Below are 21,949 nucleotides of genomic sequence, written 5' to 3'. Positions count from 1 at the left end.
AACTCCTTAAAAAAGAAAAGATAGGCCGTTAAAAATCCAGCCGATGGTGGTAAACGATATCAGTAGCATGGCAAACAGGATCGCCAGTAAACGCCATTGCATAACCTGTTTGAGTAAAATAAATTCAGGGAAGCTGGCGGCAACAGTACTCATACAGAACGCCAGTGTGGTACCAATAGGTAAGCCATTAGTGATCAGACTTTCCATGACAGGAATAACCCCTGTGGCATTGGAATACAGTGGAATACCAATCAGAGTTGCAGCGGGAACCGACCACCACTGACCCGCACCTAAGTGCGCTTCAATCCATCCATCCGGTACAAAGCCATGCAATGCCGCTCCTAAGCCAACCCCGACAATAACCCACTTCCAGACTCGTCCGAAAATCTCCAATGTCTCTGATTTAGCGAAAGTATGGCGCTCGGCAAATGTTATTTTTGGGTGATCTTCTTCAGCGGTATTTAGCGGCTGGGTTTGAGCGCCTTTTAGAGCCTTAGCCGCAAAAGATTGTAGCCAGCGTTCTGCCCGAATAGCATCAAGGAATAAGCCGCCGAGTACACCGACTAAGACACCCACCACGACATAAAGCAGGGTGAACTTCCAACCCAGAAGGCTTAGGAGTAATAACACCGCTACTTCATTGATTAGCGGTGACGTTAATAAAAAAGCCATCGTGATACCGATAGGGATACCCGCTGAGGTAAAGCCTAGAAAGACAGGGATACTTGAGCAGGAGCAAAACGGTGTGATCGCCCCCAGTCCCGAGGCCAGTATATAACCAGTGCCTCGGCTTTTTCGTGCGAGGAAGTCCCGTACCCGTTCGACATCTAAAGAGACTCGTAATAAGGCAATGAGGTAGATCATTACCATCAGGAGCACAAAAATCTTGCTGACATCTTCAACAAAGAAATGCAGAGCCGTACCCAGTTTTGTCTCGGGAGATAGGCCCAGCAGATCATAGATTAGCCAGCTTGCTAAATCTGTAAATATGATAAACATCGTATCCTCATTTCCTAGGTCAGATTCGTATAGAAGATAAATTCGTATAAGAAGGCATAGTTAGAGGACGCAGCACCTAGAAAAAGGATGCAGTATTTTTTATGTTTTTTGTCGGTTTTGGTCTTCAATCGTTACGAGGGGTATGGCAGCAGACTTTTCCGGCGGCATCGAAGCGCACCTGACAATTATGAATAATCAGGCCTCTTAGTTTCTGACGAGCGCGCTGAAGCCGAGCTTTGGTGGCGGGTAGGCTTAAGCCATTTTGTTGCGCAAATGTTTTTTGGCGCATTCCGTTAAGGTCACATTGTCGAATAATCGCCAGCTCTTCTGTGGGGAGTTCTTCTAAATTCCGCCAGAGGCAGCGATCCAATAAATCCATAACCGCAGGATTAAGCTCTTCTGAAATAAGGGATTCTGAAATAAAGGGCTCTGAAATAAGACCCTCTGAAATTGAAATAAAGGGCTCTGGAAACAGCGTGTCAGGCCGTTTTTCAGGTTGCTCTTCAAACCGCCCTTCAAGCAACCCACCGTATAGATTTTCGTCGAGTTCTACAAAAGAACGCTGTTTCCGATAGCGATCAATTAAGGCATTGCGCGCCACGTGATACAGCCAAGCTCTAGGTTGTTTTATCGAGCAAAACTTTTCACCCTGCTGCAACAAACGAATAAAAAGCTCCTGTATCAGATCTTCCGCATCTTCTAGGGTGTTAAGCCGACTGGCTAAGAAGTTAAACAGCTCTGCTTCATGCTGTTGCCACGCTTGAATCATACACTCGCAGACTTTGCAGCTAGATTTGTTTGCAGCAGCATCTTTTTTAGCACGTTTATCAGTAGCGTGAGGGTCGCAACAGAATTCTGGTTTCACGGGATTCCCTGCATCAATAAGCGGTGATTATTGGCTTAGTCGCTATTTTAGTGGTTGCCGTGTTGTCAGGCTGTTTGCTCGGCTTGAGGGAGTTTGAGGGAAATAAGCGTTGCTAGGAGCAGAAAGCCTAATGAGATATAAAGGCAAGCCTGTAGCCCGCTGCTGCCCTGTCCTGCCAATTGGAATACCCAGCCAGATAGCACGGTTCCAATTAAGCGTCCCATGGCGTTGGACATATAGTAGAAACCGACATCAAGGGACACGCCATCGCTGCCTGCGTAGCGAACAATCAGATAGCTGTGTAGAGATGAGTTGATGGCAAATATCGCCCCAAATAACATCAGGCCGCTAATCAGTACGGTGGCTGGATCAAGTCCCGACATTAGCCCAAGGGCAATACCTCCTGGCAGTAAGGTCAGTATCAAAGCCCAAAGGGTTGCGGTACGGCCATTCGGTGTTTTTTGGGCTGACGCGGTAATATACGGCGCTATGGTTTGCACTAAACCATAGCCAATCACCCAAAGAGCTAGAAAGCCGCCGGTTTGACTGTGACTCCAGCCTAGTGTTTGAGATAAAAATACTGGCAGTGCGACCACAAACCAAACGTCGCGAGCGCCAAAAAGAAACATCCTTGCCGCTGATAAAATATTGATGGTGGCGCTTTTCGAGAAAATATCGCGGAATTTAGGCTTATGCTTTGCCTTGCCCAGATCTTCTTTCAGTAATATCAAACTTATTAGCCAGACTAAGGTTAGTGCCAGCGCCATTGCCGCTGCTGCACCGGCAAAGCCTAATAGCATCAACAGCGCGCCACCTAAAAAGAAGCCTACGCCTTTTAAGGTGTTTTTAGACCCTGTAAGAAGGGCGACCCATTGATAGAGCTTGCCCTGAGCCTCTTCTGGTACGAGCAGTTTGATAGCACTTTTAGCGCTCATTTTATTGAGATCTTTGGCGATACCTGACAGCGCCTGAGAAGCCATGACCCAAGGTACAGTCAGCCATGCGGCGGGCACCAGAAGCATCGTCAGCGCGACTATCTGAAGCGCAAGACCAATATTCATGGTGCGGTTAAGCCCTAAATGAGCTCCCAGCCATCCCCCGATTAAATTGGTGATAACACCAAAAACCTCATAAAACAGAAACAGTAGGGCTATCTCCAGGGGAGAATAGCCCATACCATGAAAGTGCAGCACGACGAGCATCCGTAGAGCACCATCTGTCAGAGTGAAAGCCCAGTAGTTACCTGTGACGATGAGATACTGGCGAACGCCGGAGGATAGCTGACTTAGCATGTTAAGATCGTCCTACCTTCAACGCTAATTCAGCGGTGCGGTTCGCGTAGCCCCATTCGTTGTCGTACCACGCATAAATTTTCACCTGAGTGCCATTAACAACCATGGTTGATAGGGCATCAATAACGCTAGAACGAGGGTCTGTTTTGTAATCAATAGAGACGAGAGGCCGCTCTTCATAACCCAAAATACCCTTTAAATCTGTTTCTGATGCCGTTTTTAGCAGAGCATTAACCTCTTCGGCGGTTGTCTCGCGCTCAACCTCAAAGACACAATCGGTGATAGAAGCATTGGCTAACGGTACTCGAATAGCGTGGCCATTTAGCTTACCTTTTAGCTCAGGAAATATATGGGTAATCGCCGTAGCAGAGCCGGTAGTGGTTGGGATTAAACTCATACCGCAGGCACGGGCGCGGCGGAGATCCTTGTGGGGAGCATCAAGAATTGTTTGGGTATTGGTAATATCATGGATGGTTGTTATAGAGCCGTGTTTGATACCTAGCTGCCCATGAATCACTTTTACAACCGGAGCTAGGCAGTTGGTGGTACAGGAGGCGGCGGTAACAATACGGTGTTGTTCTGGGTTATAGAGGTGGTCATTTACGCCCAATACCATATCAAGCACACCTTCTTGCTTAACTGGAGCCGTTACCACAACTCGCTTCACCCCTTGATCCAAGTAGGCCTGAAGAACATCTTTCTTTTTCATCTTCCCTGATGCTTCAATAACCACGTCACAGCCAGACCAGTCGGTTTCCTCAATCTGCTTATTCTGACTGACACGGATGGATTTTTTACCGATCACCATCTGCTCTTCTACAGCGATCGCTTCGTGATTCCAACGGCCATGCACTGAGTCAAAATTGATAAGATGAGCAAGGGTCGCCGCATCGGCAGCGGGGTCATTAATCTGAATAATATCGACATCACTCTGATCAAAAATAGCGCGCATCGTCAGTCGCCCCATACGACCAAAACCGTTTATACCTATTTTAATAGCCATCATTTCTCTCCCTTACGACTTATCATTTTTCTTTAGTGGATGCGGTTGCTTAAACAAGATTGTTTAGGCGATGTTTAGGTGGTATTTAGGTAATGGTCATATGAAATAAGGTTGCGTTTTATTGGCGATATAAACCAAGGACAACATAACGGGTACTTCCACCAATACGCCCACTACCGTTGCCAGTGCAGCCCCTGAATGAAGGCCGAATAGGGATATCGCCACCGCCACGGCTAACTCAAAAAAGTTAGAAGTACTAATCATGCAGGCCGGAGCGGCTATGTTGTGGGGTAAACGTAACCAATAGGCAGCGGCATAAGCGATAATAAAAATACCGTAGGTTTGGATCAACAGAGGAATCGCGATCATGCCAATGGTTTGAGGCTGCGCAATAATGGTTTCTGCTTGAAAGCCGAACAGCAGCACGACCGTTGCGAGCAAGCCGAGGACAGACCAAGGTTTCAGTGCGCGTAGAAACTGCTCAAGACGAATGCCATCATCTTTGCGCTCTAGTCGATGACGGATCCAAATACCGGCTAATAACGGCAATACAACATAAAGCACCACCGATAACAGTAAGGTTTCCCACGGCACATGAATATCACTCACCCCTAGCAGGAATGCAGTAATCGGCGCAAAAGCAAAAACCATAATGATATCGTTAACCGATACCTGAACTAGAGTGTAGTTCGCATCGCCTTTCGTTAGCTGGCTCCAGACAAACACCATAGCCGTACAAGGGGCGACGCCGAGTAAAATCATACCGACTATATATTCACCGGCTGTTTGTGGATCGACCCAGTCCGCAAAAATAACCCGAAAAAATAACCAGCCCAGTGCCGCCATCGTGAACGGTTTAATCAGCCAGTTAATGACCAGCGTTAACATCAGCCCCTTCGGCTTTTTACCAACGTCTTTAATTGAGCTGAAGTCGATCTGCACCATCATTGGGTAGATCATCACCCAGATAAAAACCGCCACCACCAGATTAACGTGGGCAAATTCTAGCTGTGCGATGGTGCCAAAAGCATCTGGAGCCAGATTGCCCAAAATAACGCCCGCTAAAATAGATAGCCCGACCCATAAGGACAGATAACGCTCGAAAATACCCATTAAATGGCCCTCTGATTCACACGGGCAGATAGCTGCTCTGCACTTTCTACCCGCTCTGAATAGCGGTCGGTAAGATAATCACTGCAGCCTCGGGTGAGTAACGTAAACTTCACCAACTCTTCCATGACATCCACAATACGGTTGTAGTAAGCCGAAGGCTTCATACGGTCATTGTCATCAAACTCCATAAAGGCTTTCGCAACAGAAGACTGATTTGGGATGGTGATCATCCGCATCCAGCGGCCAAGAACCCGCATCTGGTTGACTGTATTAAAACTTTGAGAACCCCCAGAGACCTGTAACAGCGCAAGGGTTTTTCCCTGTGTTGGGCGTATGGCTCCAACACTGAGCGGAATCCAATCAATCTGCGCTTTCATAACCGAGGTCATCGACCCATGACGTTCAGGAGAACACCACACCATTCCCTCGCACCACAGGGCCAGTTCACGCAGTTCCTGAACCTTCGGATGGCTTTCATCGGCATCATCCGGTAATGGCAAACCGCTTGGATTAAATATTTTTACCTCAGCTCCCATCGCTTGCAGTAGACGGCTTGCTTCCTCGGTGACTAAGCGACTAAAAGACCGTTGGCGCAGTGACCCATACAGTAAAAGAATTTTTGGCGCATGGTTGCCGGTTATCGGCTGCAGTTTATCCATATCAGGGCTGTGCAGCTGACCGGATTCAAGGTTAGGACAGTGGTCGATATTCGGGAGGTTAGGCGTCTTATCGCTCATTAGATTCATCCTTATTACAGATGCTGGCATCATTTTTTGGGACGGGATTTCATGGCTTCTAAGCGGGATAAAGGCTGCTCTAACAGTTGAGGAGCCTGTTCTAATGTGGTCTGCAGAACACCTCGCATCCAGTCATTTAACAGGGGATGGAGCTGATAAAATACCCACTGACCTTGGCGGCGATCCAGGAGCAATCCTGTTTTACGAAGCTGGCTGAGGTGTCTGGATATTTTCGGCTGAGGCATATCTAAAGCCACCATCAGCTCACAGACACATAGCTCACCTTCCTGCTCAATCAATAGCAAACTTAAAAGCCGAGTTTCATCCGCCAATGCTTTGTAAAAATCGAGAGGCTCCAGCACCTTAATGTCAGACTTAACCGCTTTACTATTAACCAGAACAAACAGGCGAATACGCTCGCTTAGCTCCTGTAATGTTCGAGCAAAAGCCTTAGGGTCGTTACTTGCTTTAGGATCAGAGAAATCCCAAGTCATCACCACACCGCTGTCAGGCCAAGATTTGCACTCTTGATGGGCCTTGTCACACAGACTGATGACAAAGTCGAAATGTTGATCACCAAGACTTTCAATAGATTTAGAGACAAGATTATCGGCCTTTAAACCAAAGCCTTCAATCGCCCCAATTGTGCGTGGATCAATGCTAGAGGGCTGTGTTCCAGCGCTAAACACTTCGAATGACTCACCGGCAAAATATCGTAAAAGCACCTCCGCCATCTGAGATCGAGCCGAGTTGGCCGTACACACAAACAAAACCTTCTTCATGACTTACCCTCTGTTTAGCCTTGAGGGGGATTCTATATGTTAAAAAAAGATATGCAAAATAATAGATATGCTTTTAAACAGATATATGGAATTTCGTATGTTTTAGGTGAAATAAGACAAGCGTGCATAGCCATAATCTGTGGAAGAGATAGAGGTTGTGATCAAAGGCTTGAGTGCGGCAGATAAAGTGTGTAGTGGTGTTTTTATTCTAAGATGGTTTGGAGTAATAAATAGTGTGAAAAGCCCCGATCTGTGAGATGGCATTCCTAATGCTGGGTATCCAGCTTTTTGTGAAGGGGCTTTGTAACGGTTATCTGTTATATGGAAAGTAGAGTATGACAATATATTCAGTGTAGTGCGGCTGAGATTTTCGCTTCCACTAAATTGGGGAGAATAGAGTTTTTCTGTCTCTGGCTACCATAGCCAAGCTTTTCATACACACTTCCACCTATCCCCGGTATAACTGTATCTCCATCTCGCTGGGAATCTTTAGCGAGAAAGTCCGCGTCTTCGACAGTGGAGGCAACACAATATTTTTTACTTGAGATTGAGCCAATTTTTGACCAAGGTGTTGACCAATTTTGAACATTGTTTTGCGGTACGAGTCAGCTGATACACCTTCTTCAAGAAGGGCATTAAGAAGGGTTTTAGCTTGACTGTCATCAGGATTGCTAAACATCCTATCGTTTACCTGATTAATCATACCTATTCTCCGCCATCGCTCATGAGTATTTGTAGCAACTCTATCAGCTCAGTGGGCTGATATTTTTTTACTTTTTCCATAACGGCACGAAAGCTGTCTGTATCGACTTTAGCGCGTATCATGCCTTATTAATCACAATCAAATCATCTACGAATGCTTTTGTTTGCGAGTCAATTCGGATTTGATCAAAGTCTAGGTCGTCCACTGCTTTAGCAATTTGGTAAATCGCATATCTGCACTCGTGGCGCGCACCTTTCTCATTATTCTTACCGCCGGTATTCTGATTCCGCAGGCTTTTTAAAGCACTGCTTCCAAGTTCCGAACGTAAAGCAGTGACAACAGCCCGTGGGCTTCAGGCTCTGAAGGCAGAAGACAAGAAATACACGTGCAGCGTAAAGACTTCCATGATGGCAAAAGGTGGCTTGTTGGTTCAGGTTACGCCGAATGGAGCAAAGACGTTCTACAGCCGCCTTCGGCTATCTGATAAGCGAATAGATATAAGATTAGGGGCGGTCAATGAATTGTCACTTCCAGAAGCCGTTCAGGAGCATAACGAAGCAGTGGCAATGGTCTCCCAAGGAATCACTCACGTATAGCCAAAGCAGAGAGCAAAGCTAAGCGTGAAGCTGAAGCGACAATGGATGTGCTCGTTGAACGTTGGTTAGATCACCTAGAAAGCGTAGGCGATCTGAAGCCGAGAACTATTGAAGATCATCGCTGGCGTTGGTCAACTTATTTGCAAAAACATATCGGTAAGTTCAAAGCCAACGATATTGAGCGAGGGCAGTTAGCTTTGGCTCTGGATAAAATTCGTAAGCTAACCAAAGAGCAAGCACGTAAATGTTTAACAACCGTCAGCCTTGCTTTGGATTACGGCTTAACCCGCCAGATCGTTTCAGAAAATCCCGCCCGATTACTCAGACCGAAAGACTTTGGTGCGACACCCAATGCCCCGAGAGATCGCTGGTTATCAGTAGATGAATTGCGCCAGTTTTGGGGCTACTTGGAAGATGCTAAACACAGTATTAGTTTCCCAATGGTTTCTGCATTGAAGTTGCTGGTTTATACAGGAGCCAGACGTTCAGAAGTCATTGAAGCCAAATGGTCGGAGTTTGATCTCGAAAACGGGCTTTGGGTACTTCCTGCTGAACGCTCCAAAAATAAGCAGTCTCATACCTTCTATTTATCTGATGGCGCTAGAAAAATTATGTCAGCGCTTGATGAGTTTTCAGGGCATGCTGAATTTGTATTTGAATCACCTTCTTTAAAGGGGCAGCCAATAACCCCCCGTGCGGTAACACGTTCAATTAGCCGTGTGTGTAGTGCGCTGGAGTGCAATCCGTTCACAGTCCATGACCTGCGACGAACTTGTGCGAGTCACTGGGTTGATACGCTGGGGGCTGATAGTCGCTTGGCTGAGTTGATGTTGAACCACCTTCCTGCCGACAAGTTGGTCAGAACCTATCAGCAGGGTAAACAGCTTGAGAGGCAGAAAATGGTTTGGGCGAGATGGGGAGGCTTTATCGAGGAAAATGTCATCTCTGAGGGGGCAGGCAATGTTATCTCTTTAAGGGCTGGATGACTGGTTAAATAATAATTAACCATTTGATAAATTCTTTGGGGGTGCATATTTACCCATAGAGACCTATGAGAACCCGAAACTTGGTGTTCCGCGAAATTGGGCTTTTTTTCTTGTTGCGCATCAATCATTTATGCAGAGAATGGGGAACTTGTCTCAATCAGAGGAGAGATAAGTCATGGCTTCTAATACCGCCTCAACAGCACAGTTTCTGACAGATAAAGATGTTGCCCAAAGATACAGTATCGGGCGTGCAACGGTATGGCGCTGGGTTAAAATGGTTCCTGAGTTTCCCAACCCGATTAAATTAGCTGGCTGCACTCGCTGGAGGCTGGAAGAACTGGTTGTCTGGGAACGCCAGCAGTAAGCAAAATAAACCTGTGAGACAATTAATCTGTAATGACTTCTGGTTCGCAAGTTCTTTACCACTTTATGGAAGTGGTTCATTCAAAGTGATACGAGCAAATTATGGCTGACCTGTACCCGGAAATTCCACAGACCGAAACACTTACGGTCGAGTTCAAAAGTGACCGAAAACGCCTGCCGGATGATGAGCTGGTTCAGGCCTTGGTCTGCATGGCTAATTCAGAAGGCGGCGAGCTTTGGCTTGGTGTTGAAGATGATGGTACACCAACGGGGTTGCATAAGGCGCACATGAACCTAGTCGGGCTACCCGGTTTAATTGCGGCCCGGACATCTCCTGCGTTACAGATTGTGGTTGAGCCTGTTCAGGTTGAAGGTTATACGGTGGCTCGTATTCTGGTGCCCAAGGCTATTCATTCTGAGGTTGCCACAACTTCAGGCCAGTATTTACGTCGTCGGATTAAGCCAGATGGCACGCCTGAGTGTGTTGCTATGTTGCCTCATGATCGTGATAGTCATGCTTCCAGAATTGGTATTTCCGATGCGACAGCGCAGATTGTTCAGGGAGCCTCTACTGCTGACTTCGATCCGCTCGAACGGGAGCGCCTTCGCCAGTCCGTTGAATACTATGGCGGTGACAGAGTGCTTTTAGAGCTGGATGATGAGCAGCTTGATGCTGCACTGGGTTTTACTGCGAGAACCCCCAGCGGTGAACGGCAGCCGACGTTAACGGGTTTGTTGGTTATCGGACGTGAAGCCGCGTTACGGGATTTTATCCCAACGCATGAATTAGCCTTTCAGGTATTGGAGCAGGAGGACATCCGCTTTAATGAGTTTCGCCGCTTCCCTTTATTAAAAGCACTGGAATGGCTGGAGATAAATTTCCGCCCCTATAACCCTGAACGTGAAATTCAGGTAGGCCTGTTTCGTGTGCCTGTACCGCTGGTGGATATGGGGGCGTTCCGTGAGGCTGTTGCCAATGCACTGGTTCACCGTGACTATCATAAACTGGGCGCGGTGCATGTTCGTCTGGACGATCAGGGACTGACCATCAGTAACCCCGGCGGCTTGGTTGAAGGTGTGACTTTAGACAACCTGTTGAGCACTGAGCCAAGACCGAGAAACCCACGTCTGGCAGATGTGATGAAGCGTATTGGTATTGTTGAGCGCTCTGGTCGGGGTGTGGATAAAATCTACCGAGGTATGCTGCGTTTTGGCCGCCCCCAGCCTGATTACAACCGGACGGACTACAACAGCGTTGTTTTGCGACTGGATACTGTAGAGGCTGATGAGGTGTTCTTGCGTCTGGTCGTTGAGCAGGAGAAGCAGAGAGGCAATTTGCCGGTGAACAGCTTGATCGTTCTGTCGGCATTAAAAGATCAAAAGCGCTTATCGGCAGAGGATTTGGCTGCTCTGATCCAGCAGGAGATTGGACAGGCTAAACGCACTGTTGAATCCTTGGTTGAGGCGGGTTTAGTTGAGGCTCATGGTAAAACCCGTGGCAGAACCTACACGCTGTCAGCGGCGATGTATAAAGAGAAAGGTGACAAGATTGCGTACACCCGACAAGCAGGATTCAGTAAGCTGCAGAATGAACAGATGGTGCTGAGTCATGCGCAGCATCATGGCCGTATTCAGCGGCAGGAAGTGATGGAACTCTGTCATTTAGGAAAAGATCAGGCGAATAGGCTGCTAAAAAAGCTACGGGATAATGGTCAGCTTGAAATGCATGGCACCACTCGAAATGCTTATTACACCATTCCAACAGAGGATTGAATTAAGGTATTGCGCGGTATTGCGCGGTATTGCGCGGTATTGCGCGGTATTGCGCGGTATTGCGCGGTTTAATAAGTTGGCGTTAAAAGTATGGGGCTGTGAGCAGCCCCCAGCAGTTACCTCGTCGACTCATGCTCAGTTTAATCTGACACCGCCAGAGTGTTTGCCTGAACCTGCGCTTGTATAGTGGCTACCTTGATCACTATGGAACATAACGTCCTTAGGTCGTCCACGGCTTTCATAAGCTATTTTAAGGGCATCACTAGTCAGCTCACTATCTGGCGATAAAGACATCGCTCATCCAACAGGTTTACGCCCAAATAAATCCATCACAACTGCTAAAGAAACAGGCTATCTAAAGTCTGGCAGACAGGGGGAGGCTTCTACTCCCTTTTTCTTGATAAGGAATTACCGTGAATCCCGATAACCCGATTCAAATACACTGGGACGCTGAGCACGAATTGCTGTTGTTGTCCGGTGGCTTGATAGCCCTTGATGATACTAAGGCTGTTGCCATTGGTGGTAAGGCTCACGCTGGTAAAGCATGGCGGCTCAGTCTCGGTGATGTATGGGAAGAATCGCTACCGCAGGATGTCCCTGCCTTCCCTGTGTTGGCTGATGGCGAGGCTTACCCGTGGCACGATCAGTTACCTCCAGATCTTATCCCTATGCTGTCATCCCGCCCTGATGTTGTGCTGATACTTAACCGGGCGATCCTCACGTCTGATACGGTTGCCAGTCGCTTCCAGCATACACCTGCACTGATCTTCAACTGGTGCTGCCACCGCCTGCCCGCTGATGCAGGCTGGGCGCAGCTGATTGAATGGTTAGAGCGGCCTGCTGATCACTTATTGATGGATCTTGGGCTGAAGCCGACAGAGCAGGTCATTAGTCTGATGCCCCACATGGCACTTACCGTATGGCCTTTGGCGGTGTTGAGAAGAACGCTTCGTAAACTGAGCTCTCTTGATGAATGGGCATGGTTGCCGCATTGCCAAAACCTAACGTCCGCAGGTTTGGAAACACTGCTGATAGATCCTGTTGTACGAAGCTCCAAAATCGCCCCTCTGGTGGGTTCAGAATCAGAAGAATCACTGAACCAAAACAAAGATATGCTCTATGAGCTGGCTATCTTGCTTGGAGATCGCAACCTTACCGATCAGGCGAGCCTAACAACTGATATTCAACAGTTTGATGATCTGGTAAGGCTTAGGGATCAACTGGTAGTGGGTGAGAATCACGCTGTTCTTAATACCCGCAGGCACTTCCAAAAGCGCTACGGTGAACGACTGAAGGCTCACTTTGGCAATCCTCCTTTTGCCGGCCAGTTGGGTATCCAGCCGCTAACATCGCTCAAGTCGATTTTGGACTGCCATGTATTGATCGGTAGCGAAGTCTCACTGGAAACACTGCGCAAAGTGAATGACGGCGATTACTACCTGTATCAGGTGGAATATGGTATTGAACTGGCACTGCTGACCTTGGAGAGAAATCCAACGGTTTGGCTGGGACTGCCTGATTCTGACGATATCGGCTACGGTAATGGCGACAGACTGCATATCTACTCAGTGAATCATGCAACAGAGGTTGCCTTGAAGCCAGAGAGCGAACGTGATGATCACTGGGTAGCGGTGAGTTTGTCTGCTGGAGGTGAAGTTCAGGCCTCATTAACGTTTAAACGACATGTAATCTCTTGGCTCAATTTATTAGAGATTTATGATGATGAACTGAAATAGTGTAGGTAAAAGCATGCCTAACAGTCATGCGATGGGATATACAATATGCATGATCTTCTTTTCATTTTCAGTAATAGACTCTGCCAATTTTATATGATGTTTTGATAGCTCTTTGAGAAAGTCATGCTACTCAGTTTGATAAAATTTCGCACGATAAACTCGATAAACCAACTAGTGGCCTGTATGCTTAATTCGCATGAGCTTTATTCAATAAACTCAGTTTCGCTTTTGCAACCGCCGTCAATATCGACTCTGCTGACTTCTTCCAGATAAAAGGCTTACTACTCTCTTCGTTGTGAGCCTTTATAAATCGTTTGATCTCTTTGCGTAGCGCTTCAGCACTGTTAAAGCTCCCTCGGTGTACCGCTCGACGCTCCAGCTGTGCAAACCAACCTTCCACGGCATTCAACCAAGAGGCACTGGTTGGGGTGAAGTGCATTGCAAACCTTGGGTGAGCCTCCAGCCAGTCACGTACTGCTTTCGTTTTGTGGGTGCTGCTATTATCCAAAATCAAATGAAGATCCAGCCCTTTCGGTGTTGCTCTGTCGATCTGCTTCAGAAAATCAAGAAACTCTTTAGCGCGATGACGTTTGGTCAATCGCCCAAGAACCTTACCCGTTAAAATATCAAATGCGGCGTATAAGTTAACGGTGCCATTGCGCTTGTAGTCGTGAGTTCGACAAGCAGCCAACCTCGGCTGTAACGGCAACATGGGCTGCGTCCGATCCAGTGCCTGAATTTGGGTTTTCTCATCGACAGACAAGACAATAGCATTGTTTGGCGGATCCATGTAGATGCCCACAATGTCATGTACTTTTTCCGCAAACAAAGGATCCTGGCTAATTTTGAACGTATGGAGTAAGTGAGGTTTTAAACCTGCATCCTTCCAAATCTGTGTGACTTGCCAGTGCGTTATTCCCGCATATTTCACCATCAAACGGACGCTCCAATGGGATGCTTCTTTAGGCAGTGAATGCACCGTCATATCAAGAACCCGCTTACGGACTTCTGGCGTTATCTTGGTGGGTTGTCCGGAACGGGGAGCATCTTTAAGCCCTGATAATCCTGATGTTAAATATCGATGCGTCCAACGGGTGACCGTCGCTGTACAGCAATTGAGCTTATGAGCCGTGTCCGTGATAGATGTGCCATCCGCCAACTGAAGAATAATCGAGGCTCTCAATACATCTCGATGGGGAGCTGTCGTTCTGCGGACACAGGCCTCTAATTTAAGACGGTCTTCAACAGGTAATACAATCGGAGTAAGAGCTGACATAACAACCAACAATGAAGGGAAGTGATGTTATTAAAGATAGTCCAGGTCTGTCGGGACAACACAACTACCCATACGGCCCACTAGTTGTGTTATCGGTTTAAGATCTCATATTCAAGAGCGTTTCGTGCAAAGGTCTCATACTCGGTTATGAACTTCTTACGTTGCTGAGTTTGTTGATATAGGTCAGTATTATTATGATTTTTAATATTGAAGTATTTATTTTCAATAGGTAGCATGATTCTTTATTATGGATTGTGAATTAAAAATTAACTAAGGATAGTTTTATGGAAAATAAAAATCTGTTACTTATTAAAGCAAGTCCTCGTCAAGACCGCTCAAGATCTGGTCAGCTGGCCGAAAAATTCCTTTCTGAATGGCAAAAATCAAACCCAAGCGCTGAGGTTATAAGGCGCGATGTTAGTCCTGGAAATATTCAAGGTCCAGACCAAGAATGGGTAGAAGCCAATTTAACTGATGATGCTTTAAAAACGGATAAGCAAATTCAAAAGCTGTCTAATTCTGACTTGTATATTGATGAAATCAAGTCGGCATCTCATATTGTTATATCAACTCCCATGTATAATTTCTCAACCCCTTGGAACCTTAAAGCGTATATTGATAATGTCGTTCGAGAAGGAAAAACATTTTATTACTCTGTTGAAACAAGTCACGGTCCACTATTGCCAGCAGGCAAAAAGATATTGCTGATTTCAACCGCAGCAGGAGACTACTCGCCTGGAGCAGAATTTGGGGCGTATGACCTTCTCACACCAACTATAGCGACAGCGTTTGGATTTATGGGGGTTCAGGATTTCTCGCATATTCATTGTGGTAATAGGGAAGAAGCTGAGCATTTAAAAGAGGCCTCAATGAAATATGCCTTGGAAAAAATAGGTGAATTTTCAAAGGCTTGGTAAATTTAAGTATTATTATTTCTTTTAGATAGAAAAAGGATTTTTCTATGCTTGTTTCGCCTGAACTTGTTCATAAGAACTCAAAAGATGATGTTCTTATAAAAAATTACGCTAGAGCTGTGCCATTTTATTTTCTTGAGAAAAATAATTTTGAAAACAATATAGACTTTCTCATAGATAATAAAATTAGAAAACGAATTAGGCTGGATGAATCCTTTTTTGAACCTGAATTGGATGGTTCTAAATTATATTGGAAAAGAACAATTCCTTTTCAAACTCTTAAAGAGTTAAACCTCAATAAAGAATTTATTAAGCGTGTTTCTCATGCTTCTGAGGCGTACTCTTCTGAAGAATATATTCCTAGTTCATTTGAATTGGTGAATTTAGCCGATAACTATTACTTTTACAGAAAGCCGCATGAACATGTACCTGGTACAATGTTTATAGAAGCCGCTCGACAGTCTGTGTATTACCATATATATACGACGACGAAATATGTCAAAGGTGAAGTGACAATCACCTTAGATGAATTGAACTCTAGATTTTTTTCCTATGCGGAAGTTATGTATCCAATTGAAATTATTGTCGATACGATAGATGGGTATTTAGGCAATGATACAAGAAAGCTATTTTGTCGAACAACATTTTATCAAAAAGGACAGTTGATTTGTATTGTCGACTCTAAAGTTAATATCATCGATATGGATATATTTAAAAAAATCAGGAATATATTCTTATACTCGGATTATTGGTATAAACCAATTGATCCAAAACGTATCGCTTGTACATTTTTTGATCATGAGGGTAATGAAATATCATCTCAACTTGTTGGTATAGGCAAGAGAGGGTGTATTAGTTCATTACCTGCAATGGAAAATCAAATAATTCGGTCCATTAAGCTTGCTTTTGATGGGAAACTGTATTTCTCCAAAGTAGTAGATGTTTTAGGTGAACATGAAGGTTTGCTGTTATTGAAATTTAAAGATCTCAATATTGATGACACCTATTCTATTAGCGAATTGATAAAGCGATTCTTTTTACTCATGGAAAAAAACTCAGCTACAGACAAGGTAGATGAGTGATGGGCAATGTATCTGTTCATAAATTTAATGAAGAAATAAGCTTTGGAAAAAATGTATTTGCGAAAAATCGCCTTTTTTTTGCGTCCATGGGATTAGATTTATGTGATGATAGTGGTTACCCAAAAGAGGCCTTCTTTTCATTATATCAGTCCTTAATTAAAGGAGGATGTGGATTCGGTTATTTATGTAATGCATCCGTTACATCTGCATCTAGATTTAATTCTCGCGGATTAAAGCTTACAACTGAGCAGCATGCTCATGCCTTGAGGCCTTTATTTAATTGGGCTAAATCAAATAATTTTATTTTAGGGGTTCAGTTACAACACTATGGAATGCAAGGTGATGGGGTAGCTTTAAGTCCAAGTGGTGTTTCATTAAGAAACGGCAATGAATCCATCGCAATGTCAGAAGAGCAGATTCAAGACTGCATAGAACAATTTGTCATATCTGCAATCTTTGCTCAAAAAGCGAATGCTCCAATAATTCAACTGCAAGCAGCTAATGGCTACCTTCTGAGTAGTTTTCTATCACCTAAAACAAATCTGCGTCAGGACTTTTGGGGAGGGACACCATTAAAGCGAGCAAATATTGTCATATCTATTATAAAGGAAATCATCAAAGCCACTGATGGACAAATTCCAGTAAGCGTCAGATTGGGAATAGATGACGGCTTTTTAGCAGACGGACAAAAGCCGCATTTGCTCAAAGATGTTATATTTGCTTTTGAAGAGGCAGGGGTGGCATCCATTGAATGCTCGGTTGGTGTTAGTGATACATTTAGTCAGTTTTTTTCCAATACGGAAGAGACACTCTCGATTTTGCGAAAAGGAACCAAGTTACTAAAAGAGCAAGTAAAAATACCTGTAGGGTTTAGTGGATCTGTATTTTCTGTATCAAAAGCAAAAGAAATTTTAGAGTCAGGTGACGCAGATTTTGTTGGTTTTGCACGTGCAGTTCTTGCTGATAACCATCTAGTTGTAAAAGAACTTAATGGATTCGATGATGATGTGAATAGATGTCTCGGTGATGCTTTTTGCTTTCGTGATAAAAAAGAAACTTCTGCTGAGAGAGTTTACTGTTGTGTAAATCCAGATTATCTACGTCCAGATAAATTAAAAGTTGTTTATAAAGGGAAATAAAATATGGATTTTTCAAATAAAGTTGTTTTGGTGGCAGGTGGAACTAGGGGAATAGGTTTAACAGTTGCAAAGGCTCTTATAGATAAAGGCGCGATTTGCTATATAACCGGTAGAAAAATTGAAGGTGGACTGCTAGCTAGAGAATATCTAGGAGATAACTGCATCTATATTCAAAATGATGCAACAGATGAAAACAGCGTTAGGGAACTCTCTACGAAAATCGAGAAAGATCATGGTTCTCTAAACTTTGCAGTGAATTGTGTTGGTGCAACAGGTAATCACCAACCGATAAGGGATTTCAAATTCGATGATTGGAGACAGATATTTGATTCAAATTTAATCGGGCCACTTTTATTACTAAGAGAGGAGATTAAATTAATAGAAGGCAATGTGAATGGTGCGATTGTCAACGTTTCATCCTGTGGTGGCATTCTAGGAACTGAGAATCAGAGTGCCTATTCCTCAAGTAAAGCTGCCTTGAACATGCTTACTCAAGTCTGTGCACTTGAGTGCTCTATTCCCAAAGAAAATGGTCGAAATACAATTCGTATCAATGCTGTTTGTCCGGGACCCACTTTAGGTGGAATGAATTCGAAGGAACGCTTAGAAGCAAACCCTGAATCAACTAAACGAAAAATGCAAATAACGGCATTGAAGCGTTTTGCAGACCCACAAGAAATAGCCTCAACCATTTTATTTCTTTTAAGCGAAGACTCTTCTTATATGACAGGCAGTGTTTTACCCGTTGATGGTGGGTTTTCAGCAGGTAAATTCTAGGGATAGCCAGAAATTTTTAGTGAATGGGGAGTGGAATGAAAAGGATTTTAATTACAGGCGTTAGCAGCGGTATTGGAGAGGCTCTTGCTCGTTTATACCTAAATAAAGGATACCAAGTATATGGCATTTCTCGTAGAACACCTTACCTCATCATAGATAACCCTCTCTTTACATTCATACCTTTTGACTTATCACGTCTTGATGATTATGACGAGCTGCTTGAGGCTGGCTTAGCCAGGTTGTTAGAGGAAGGTATTGATATGCTTTTTCTAAATGCTGGCATAAGTGGAAGGGTTCCGAATAGGGCCGAAGAGTTTACAATACGAGAGCTACAGCATGTGATTTCAGTAAATGTGTTAGCAAACAAGTTGCTGTTAGATCTTGTTATATCTTCTGCCCACCTCCCCAATCAGTGTATTGTGTCGGCATCTATGGCAGGGGTAAGGTATCGAGAAGGTACCTTACCTTATAGCTTGAGTAAAGCAGCATTAATGGCTATGTCTGGTGTATATGCGAAAGAAAATCCGGGAATATTTTTTGCAGTTTTGGGTCTATGTAATGTCAATTCAGATTTGTCAAGACAAGTGAGTTTTAGCGAAAGAACATCCCATTTTAAAGAGCTAAAAAAACTACAAGAAAGGGCGGTGACTGAGAACTATATGGTATCTCCTGAACAGCGGGCTAAAGATATAGACAAAGTAGTAAAATCGCCATCCGAATACGGTGTCACAAGTGGTGATTTTATTGATATTAGAAGCGTTTTAATTGATAAATAATAGTTGATTTTATTAAGGAAGATAGATCAATGACAAATCAAATAAAAGAAATTGTTATTCATGCGATATCGCAACAAAATATATTGTTAGAAAAGCCAGTTGACCTTTCTATGGGCGACAATTCTCCTTTGTATTGTGAAGGTGGCCAAATTGACTCATTAGCACTTGTTTCAATTTTAGTAGATGTTGAGTCATCTATAAAAGCACACTATCAGGCTGATGTTCGGCTTGCTGATACAAGTGATTTATCTTCTATGGAAAGCCCATTTCTTACATTGGGGACACTTGTTCAATACACAAGAAATAGATTGACTGATCTTGGCGTGTGAAGTTTGATATTTTTTAAATCTAGTGATAGGGAACCGTCGTGAATATTGAAGAATATGTCGAGCATATTAGGTGTGGAGGAGATAAAACAGCTATTGTTGACTCCGATATTCCAATCTCATACCACAGCTTATACAATATAATTATTAAATATAAGTATGATCTACGTGCCAATAAAATATCGGGTAAAAGTGTGCTATTGCAGAGTGATTACAGCGTCAATAGTATAGGTATTCTTATCGCACTATGGCTAGAGAAAAACATAGTTTCATTGTGTTCTGTTAATAAAACTAAGCGAATTTCTGAATTGGCTAATACTGTAAGTGCTGACTATATCATTACCTCTACAGATGCTAAGGGCTGGAATTTCTGCTCAAATGTTGCAAATCAACCGCCTCTCAATATTAGACTTCTCAAAGAAAAACAAGAAGCTGGGTTTGTTGTATTTTCCTCCGGTTCGACCGGCCCCTCGAAGGGGGTTGTGCATAAGTTGCAGCCTTTTTTAGAGCAATACCGTCAAGCGGAACCTTGCGATGTTATGCTTGCCTTTCTTCTATTTGATCATATCGGCGGTCTTGCAACTTTATTTCAAGTAATCGCGACCCATGGTACCCTAATAGTTCCCGCTCAGCGCTCATTAGATGAGGTTGGTCGCTGTATTGAAATGCACAAAGTTAATACGCTACATGTTTCCCCAACACTTCTAAATCTAGCTCTTCTTTCTCACACATTTGATCGTTGGAATATCAGTAGTTTGAGAAAAATTTATTATGGCTCAGAACCCATGTCTCAATTGGTGTTAGATAAGCTAATCAATCGTTTTCCTGACATTGAGTTAACTCAGTTGTATGGCATGTCGGAAGTAGGGGTTTTACCATGCAAAAACAAAGAAGGGGATAGCCAATGGATAAAAGTGGCGTCATCTAGCTCAGCTGTTAAAGTCATTGAGGGAGTTTGTCATGTACGAAGCAAGACCATGATGATGGGCTACCTTTCTGATCAAACAACGCTAGAACGTGATGTACTGTTCAATACGGAAGATTTAGCCGACGCAGAGGGAGATTACTTTCGTATTAAGGGGCGTAAAGCAAATCTTATTAATGTTGGAGGAACAAATATTATTCCAACAGATATTGAGCGTGTATTAGAAGTTTATGAGAATGTGCAAGACGTTGTTGTATATGGTAAACCCCATCCGCTTATCGGTGAAATTGTTGAGGCCTGTTTCTTTTTAGAAAAGACCGAAGAAGTCGAATCTTTTAAAGCTCGAATATACAAAGAAATTAAGAGCCAGCTACTACCAGAGCAAATTCCTCGATCAATAGTTATAAGTGACGTACCACTATATTCAGAGCGTTTTAAAAAACTTCGTCATGAAGCATAAAAGTAAACCAATTTATAAGGAGATAATTATGATTACAGTTGTGGCATTTAAGACGAAATTTTCCGAGATTGTATCCATGTCCCCAGAAGAAATTCATGATGATACTCAATTGGATTCACTGATCGAGTGGGATTCTCTTGCTATGGTTGGTATGGCTGCATTACTTTTTGAAATCTCGCAAACTACGAGTACTGCTGACGAGATTACTGAGTTAAAGACTTTTAAAGATTTAGTTAGCTTAGCTTATGCAAAAGGTGGAATTGAAAATGCAGAATAGATCGGTTTCTGGTGTGTCAATACGAGCTATTACTGCCGCTTTTCCAGATAAAATTGTATCTTTTGATACATTCGATGAGCTTTTTGGCGAGAAGGAAGCAAGAAGAATAGCGAAAGGTACTGGCATTAATTCTATTCGCGAAGCTGGCTATTTGAATACCTCTGATATGATTCTCGCTGCATGCAAAAACATGATTGAAAATGGGGGCGTTACTATTGACAATGTTGATTGTGTAATTGTTGTTACTCAAACCCCTGATCGTTGGAGCCCCGGAATTAGTTTCTATCTGCAAGACAAGTTAGGGCTTTCTACTGATTGTTTTACTTTGGATATTCTTACAGGTTGTGCTGGCTATATTACGGGACTATTTCAAGCGGCTAGCTTAATATCATCTAAAGCATGTAAAAAAGTCTTGCTGTGTACTGGAGATACAACAACAAAAATCATAGATGATAATGATCGACATCTTAAAATGCTGTTTGGTGACGCGGCATCAGCAACATTATTAGAAGCTGGCACTGATACCTTAGATTTTATATTAGGGGCCGATGGAAGCGGAATAGATGCTCTAGGCGCTGGAATTTCCTACTGCAAGGAACAAGCTCAACCGGCCAATACCATTTGTAGTTTACAAATGGATGGTACGGCAGTAATGAACTTTGCTTTAACGCGAGTCCCCTCTGTTATTAAAGAACTACTTAAAAAAAATGATCTGACCACTGAGACTGTAGACTTACTCGTTTTGCATCAAGCAAATGAGTTTATGATCAAGTACTTGGCTAGTATTATTGGAATATCACCTGATAAGTTGCCTATTGATCTAGATCAGCTGGGCAATACAAGCTCAACTTCTATTCCTTATGTATTATCTCGTCACACCTCAATTGGCACTTCTGATGCACAAAATGTTGTTCTATGTGGGTTTGGAGCAGGACTTTCATGGGGGGCTGTAAAAGTTAATTTAGCAGATACCTTATCGGTTTCTCCTATATGTATACCTGCAAATTAAAGTCTGTGATTTACAGGCTTTATTAAAACCTTTTTGCATT

Annotated in this window: 23 protein-coding genes and 1 pseudogene; 14 read left to right on the top strand and 10 right to left on the bottom strand. The window is 43.8% G+C overall.

Annotated features, from left to right (window positions below; all coding sequences use genetic code 11):
* Positions 1 to 6: 6 nt before the first annotated feature.
* The 8 genes from G517_RS0102285 to G517_RS0102250 all read right to left on the bottom strand — a co-directional run bounded on the left by G517_RS0102285 (position 7) and on the right by G517_RS0102250 (position 7,494).
* On the bottom strand, positions 7 to 999 hold the full coding sequence (locus tag G517_RS0102285; RefSeq protein ID WP_028303051.1) for a permease: 993 nt from the start codon (positions 997 to 999) through the stop codon (positions 7 to 9).
* A 124-nt stretch (positions 1,000 to 1,123) separates the two neighbouring features.
* A complete protein-coding gene (locus G517_RS0102280; protein ID WP_051205885.1) occupies positions 1,124 to 1,864 on the bottom strand; it encodes a sigma-70 family RNA polymerase sigma factor in 741 nt (246 codons plus the stop codon).
* A 65-nt stretch (positions 1,865 to 1,929) separates the two neighbouring features.
* Positions 1,930 to 3,156, bottom strand: coding sequence for an organoarsenical effux MFS transporter ArsJ (gene arsJ / locus G517_RS0102275; protein WP_028303049.1), 1,227 nt, complete (start codon positions 3,154 to 3,156; stop codon positions 1,930 to 1,932).
* A 1-nt stretch (position 3,157) separates the two neighbouring features.
* A complete protein-coding gene (locus G517_RS0102270; protein ID WP_028303048.1) occupies positions 3,158 to 4,159 on the bottom strand; it encodes an ArsJ-associated glyceraldehyde-3-phosphate dehydrogenase in 1,002 nt (333 codons plus the stop codon).
* Between the two features lie 96 nt (positions 4,160 to 4,255).
* Positions 4,256 to 5,272, bottom strand: coding sequence for an ACR3 family arsenite efflux transporter (gene arsB, locus G517_RS0102265; RefSeq protein ID WP_028303047.1), 1,017 nt, complete (start codon positions 5,270 to 5,272; stop codon positions 4,256 to 4,258).
* Entirely contained in the window at positions 5,272 to 6,009 is a 738-nt protein-coding gene (gene arsH, locus G517_RS0102260) for an arsenical resistance protein ArsH (protein ID WP_028303046.1), read from the bottom strand. Before arsH ends, arsB begins: the two co-directional genes overlap by 1 nt.
* A gap of 29 nt (positions 6,010 to 6,038) precedes the next feature.
* Complete coding sequence (locus G517_RS21285) at positions 6,039 to 6,791, bottom strand: metalloregulator ArsR/SmtB family transcription factor (protein ID WP_028303045.1); 753 nt, start codon at positions 6,789 to 6,791, stop codon at positions 6,039 to 6,041.
* 448 nt (positions 6,792 to 7,239) lie between these two features.
* On the bottom strand, positions 7,240 to 7,494 hold the full coding sequence (locus G517_RS0102250) for a hypothetical protein (protein WP_028303044.1): 255 nt from the start codon (positions 7,492 to 7,494) through the stop codon (positions 7,240 to 7,242).
* Between the two features lie 332 nt (positions 7,495 to 7,826).
* On the opposite strand from G517_RS0102250, the gene G517_RS21335 reads away from it, so the two are divergent.
* From G517_RS21335 to G517_RS0102225, 4 genes are all read left to right on the top strand, one after another.
* Positions 7,827 to 8,090, top strand: coding sequence for an Arm DNA-binding domain-containing protein (locus G517_RS21335; RefSeq protein WP_036590102.1), 264 nt, complete (start codon positions 7,827 to 7,829; stop codon positions 8,088 to 8,090).
* Between the two features lie 41 nt (positions 8,091 to 8,131).
* Positions 8,132 to 9,076, top strand: coding sequence for a tyrosine-type recombinase/integrase (locus G517_RS0102235; protein ID WP_028303042.1), 945 nt, complete (start codon positions 8,132 to 8,134; stop codon positions 9,074 to 9,076).
* Between the two features lie 175 nt (positions 9,077 to 9,251).
* Positions 9,252 to 9,440 carry a helix-turn-helix transcriptional regulator gene (locus G517_RS0102230; protein ID WP_028303041.1) on the top strand — a complete coding sequence of 63 codons (189 nt, stop codon included), beginning with the start codon at positions 9,252 to 9,254 and terminating at the stop codon, positions 9,438 to 9,440.
* Positions 9,441 to 9,541: 101 nt separating this feature from the next.
* A complete protein-coding gene (locus G517_RS0102225; RefSeq protein WP_036590100.1) occupies positions 9,542 to 11,212 on the top strand; it encodes an ATP-binding protein in 1,671 nt (556 codons plus the stop codon).
* Positions 11,213 to 11,321: 109 nt separating this feature from the next.
* Here the strand turns inward: G517_RS0102225 and G517_RS17420 are convergent.
* Positions 11,322 to 11,554, bottom strand: a pseudogene (locus G517_RS17420) (DDE-type integrase/transposase/recombinase); the annotation flags it as partial.
* A gap of 71 nt (positions 11,555 to 11,625) precedes the next feature.
* Here G517_RS17420 and G517_RS0102215 point away from each other — a divergent pair.
* Positions 11,626 to 12,948 carry a hypothetical protein gene (locus tag G517_RS0102215; protein WP_028303039.1) on the top strand — a complete coding sequence of 441 codons (1,323 nt, stop codon included), beginning with the start codon at positions 11,626 to 11,628 and terminating at the stop codon, positions 12,946 to 12,948.
* 187 nt (positions 12,949 to 13,135) lie between these two features.
* On the opposite strand, the gene G517_RS0102210 is transcribed toward G517_RS0102215, so the two are convergent.
* Positions 13,136 to 14,224: an IS630 family transposase gene (locus tag G517_RS0102210; RefSeq protein WP_051205882.1), complete on the bottom strand. Its 1,089-nt coding sequence runs from the start codon at positions 14,222 to 14,224 to the stop codon at positions 13,136 to 13,138.
* Positions 14,225 to 14,508: 284 nt separating this feature from the next.
* Between G517_RS0102210 and G517_RS0102205 the strand changes: the two genes are divergently transcribed.
* From G517_RS0102205 to G517_RS0102165, 9 genes are read left to right on the top strand one after another with little or no spacing between them, the layout of a single operon-like run.
* Entirely contained in the window at positions 14,509 to 15,141 is a 633-nt protein-coding gene (locus G517_RS0102205) for an FMN-dependent NADH-azoreductase (protein WP_028303037.1), read from the top strand.
* A 44-nt stretch (positions 15,142 to 15,185) separates the two neighbouring features.
* Positions 15,186 to 16,220, top strand: a complete 1,035-nt coding sequence (locus G517_RS0102200) for an AfsA-related hotdog domain-containing protein (protein WP_028303036.1) — start codon at positions 15,186 to 15,188, stop codon at positions 16,218 to 16,220.
* Positions 16,220 to 17,359, top strand: a complete 1,140-nt coding sequence (locus G517_RS0102195) for an oxidoreductase (protein WP_028303035.1) — start codon at positions 16,220 to 16,222, stop codon at positions 17,357 to 17,359. The genes G517_RS0102200 and G517_RS0102195 overlap by 1 nt, the downstream gene beginning before the upstream one ends.
* A gap of 3 nt (positions 17,360 to 17,362) precedes the next feature.
* Positions 17,363 to 18,136, top strand: a complete 774-nt coding sequence (locus G517_RS0102190; RefSeq protein ID WP_028303034.1) for an SDR family NAD(P)-dependent oxidoreductase — start codon at positions 17,363 to 17,365, stop codon at positions 18,134 to 18,136.
* Positions 18,137 to 18,171: 35 nt separating this feature from the next.
* Positions 18,172 to 18,912, top strand: coding sequence for an SDR family NAD(P)-dependent oxidoreductase (locus tag G517_RS0102185; protein ID WP_211224220.1), 741 nt, complete (start codon positions 18,172 to 18,174; stop codon positions 18,910 to 18,912).
* Positions 18,913 to 18,941: 29 nt separating this feature from the next.
* Complete coding sequence (locus G517_RS0102180) at positions 18,942 to 19,241, top strand: hypothetical protein (protein WP_028303032.1); 300 nt, start codon at positions 18,942 to 18,944, stop codon at positions 19,239 to 19,241.
* 38 nt (positions 19,242 to 19,279) lie between these two features.
* Entirely contained in the window at positions 19,280 to 20,623 is a 1,344-nt protein-coding gene (locus tag G517_RS0102175; RefSeq protein ID WP_028303031.1) for an ANL family adenylate-forming protein, read from the top strand.
* Between the two features lie 28 nt (positions 20,624 to 20,651).
* Positions 20,652 to 20,900 carry a hypothetical protein gene (locus G517_RS0102170; RefSeq protein ID WP_028303030.1) on the top strand — a complete coding sequence of 83 codons (249 nt, stop codon included), beginning with the start codon at positions 20,652 to 20,654 and terminating at the stop codon, positions 20,898 to 20,900.
* Positions 20,890 to 21,909 (top strand): 3-oxoacyl-ACP synthase III family protein, encoded by a 1,020-nt coding sequence (locus G517_RS0102165; RefSeq protein ID WP_028303029.1) that lies wholly within the window; start codon positions 20,890 to 20,892, stop codon positions 21,907 to 21,909. The genes G517_RS0102170 and G517_RS0102165 overlap by 11 nt, the downstream gene beginning before the upstream one ends.
* Positions 21,910 to 21,949 lie beyond the last annotated feature (40 nt).

The organism is Oceanospirillum maris DSM 6286 (genome assembly GCF_000422865.1).
In the GTDB taxonomy this organism is placed as follows: domain Bacteria; phylum Pseudomonadota; class Gammaproteobacteria; order Pseudomonadales; family Halomonadaceae; genus Oceanospirillum; species Oceanospirillum maris.
This window is presented reverse-complemented; position numbering and strand designations above follow the sequence as displayed.

Coding starts and splice junctions, on each gene's coding strand:
- G517_RS0102165 (WP_028303029.1), top strand. CDS start 20,890: ATGCAGAATAGATCGGTTTCTGGTGTGTCAATACGAGCTATTACTGCC.
- G517_RS0102285 (WP_028303051.1), bottom strand. CDS start 999: ATGTTTATCATATTTACAGATTTAGCAAGCTGGCTAATCTATGATCTG.
- G517_RS0102185 (WP_211224220.1), top strand. CDS start 18,172: ATGAAAAGGATTTTAATTACAGGCGTTAGCAGCGGTATTGGAGAGGCT.
- G517_RS0102200 (WP_028303036.1), top strand. CDS start 15,186: ATGCTTGTTTCGCCTGAACTTGTTCATAAGAACTCAAAAGATGATGTT.
- G517_RS0102170 (WP_028303030.1), top strand. CDS start 20,652: ATGATTACAGTTGTGGCATTTAAGACGAAATTTTCCGAGATTGTATCC.
- G517_RS0102210 (WP_051205882.1), bottom strand. CDS start 14,224: ATGTCAGCTCTTACTCCGATTGTATTACCTGTTGAAGACCGTCTTAAA.
- G517_RS0102225 (WP_036590100.1), top strand. CDS start 9,542: ATGGCTGACCTGTACCCGGAAATTCCACAGACCGAAACACTTACGGTC.
- G517_RS0102205 (WP_028303037.1), top strand. CDS start 14,509: ATGGAAAATAAAAATCTGTTACTTATTAAAGCAAGTCCTCGTCAAGAC.
- G517_RS0102230 (WP_028303041.1), top strand. CDS start 9,252: ATGGCTTCTAATACCGCCTCAACAGCACAGTTTCTGACAGATAAAGAT.
- G517_RS0102235 (WP_028303042.1), top strand. CDS start 8,132: ATGGATGTGCTCGTTGAACGTTGGTTAGATCACCTAGAAAGCGTAGGC.
- arsH (WP_028303046.1), bottom strand. CDS start 6,009: ATGAGCGATAAGACGCCTAACCTCCCGAATATCGACCACTGTCCTAAC.
- G517_RS21285 (WP_028303045.1), bottom strand. CDS start 6,791: ATGAAGAAGGTTTTGTTTGTGTGTACGGCCAACTCGGCTCGATCTCAG.
- G517_RS0102180 (WP_028303032.1), top strand. CDS start 18,942: ATGACAAATCAAATAAAAGAAATTGTTATTCATGCGATATCGCAACAA.
- G517_RS0102195 (WP_028303035.1), top strand. CDS start 16,220: ATGGGCAATGTATCTGTTCATAAATTTAATGAAGAAATAAGCTTTGGA.
- G517_RS0102270 (WP_028303048.1), bottom strand. CDS start 4,159: ATGGCTATTAAAATAGGTATAAACGGTTTTGGTCGTATGGGGCGACTG.
- G517_RS0102250 (WP_028303044.1), bottom strand. CDS start 7,494: ATGATTAATCAGGTAAACGATAGGATGTTTAGCAATCCTGATGACAGT.
- arsJ (WP_028303049.1), bottom strand. CDS start 3,156: ATGCTAAGTCAGCTATCCTCCGGCGTTCGCCAGTATCTCATCGTCACA.
- G517_RS0102190 (WP_028303034.1), top strand. CDS start 17,363: ATGGATTTTTCAAATAAAGTTGTTTTGGTGGCAGGTGGAACTAGGGGA.
- arsB (WP_028303047.1), bottom strand. CDS start 5,272: ATGGGTATTTTCGAGCGTTATCTGTCCTTATGGGTCGGGCTATCTATT.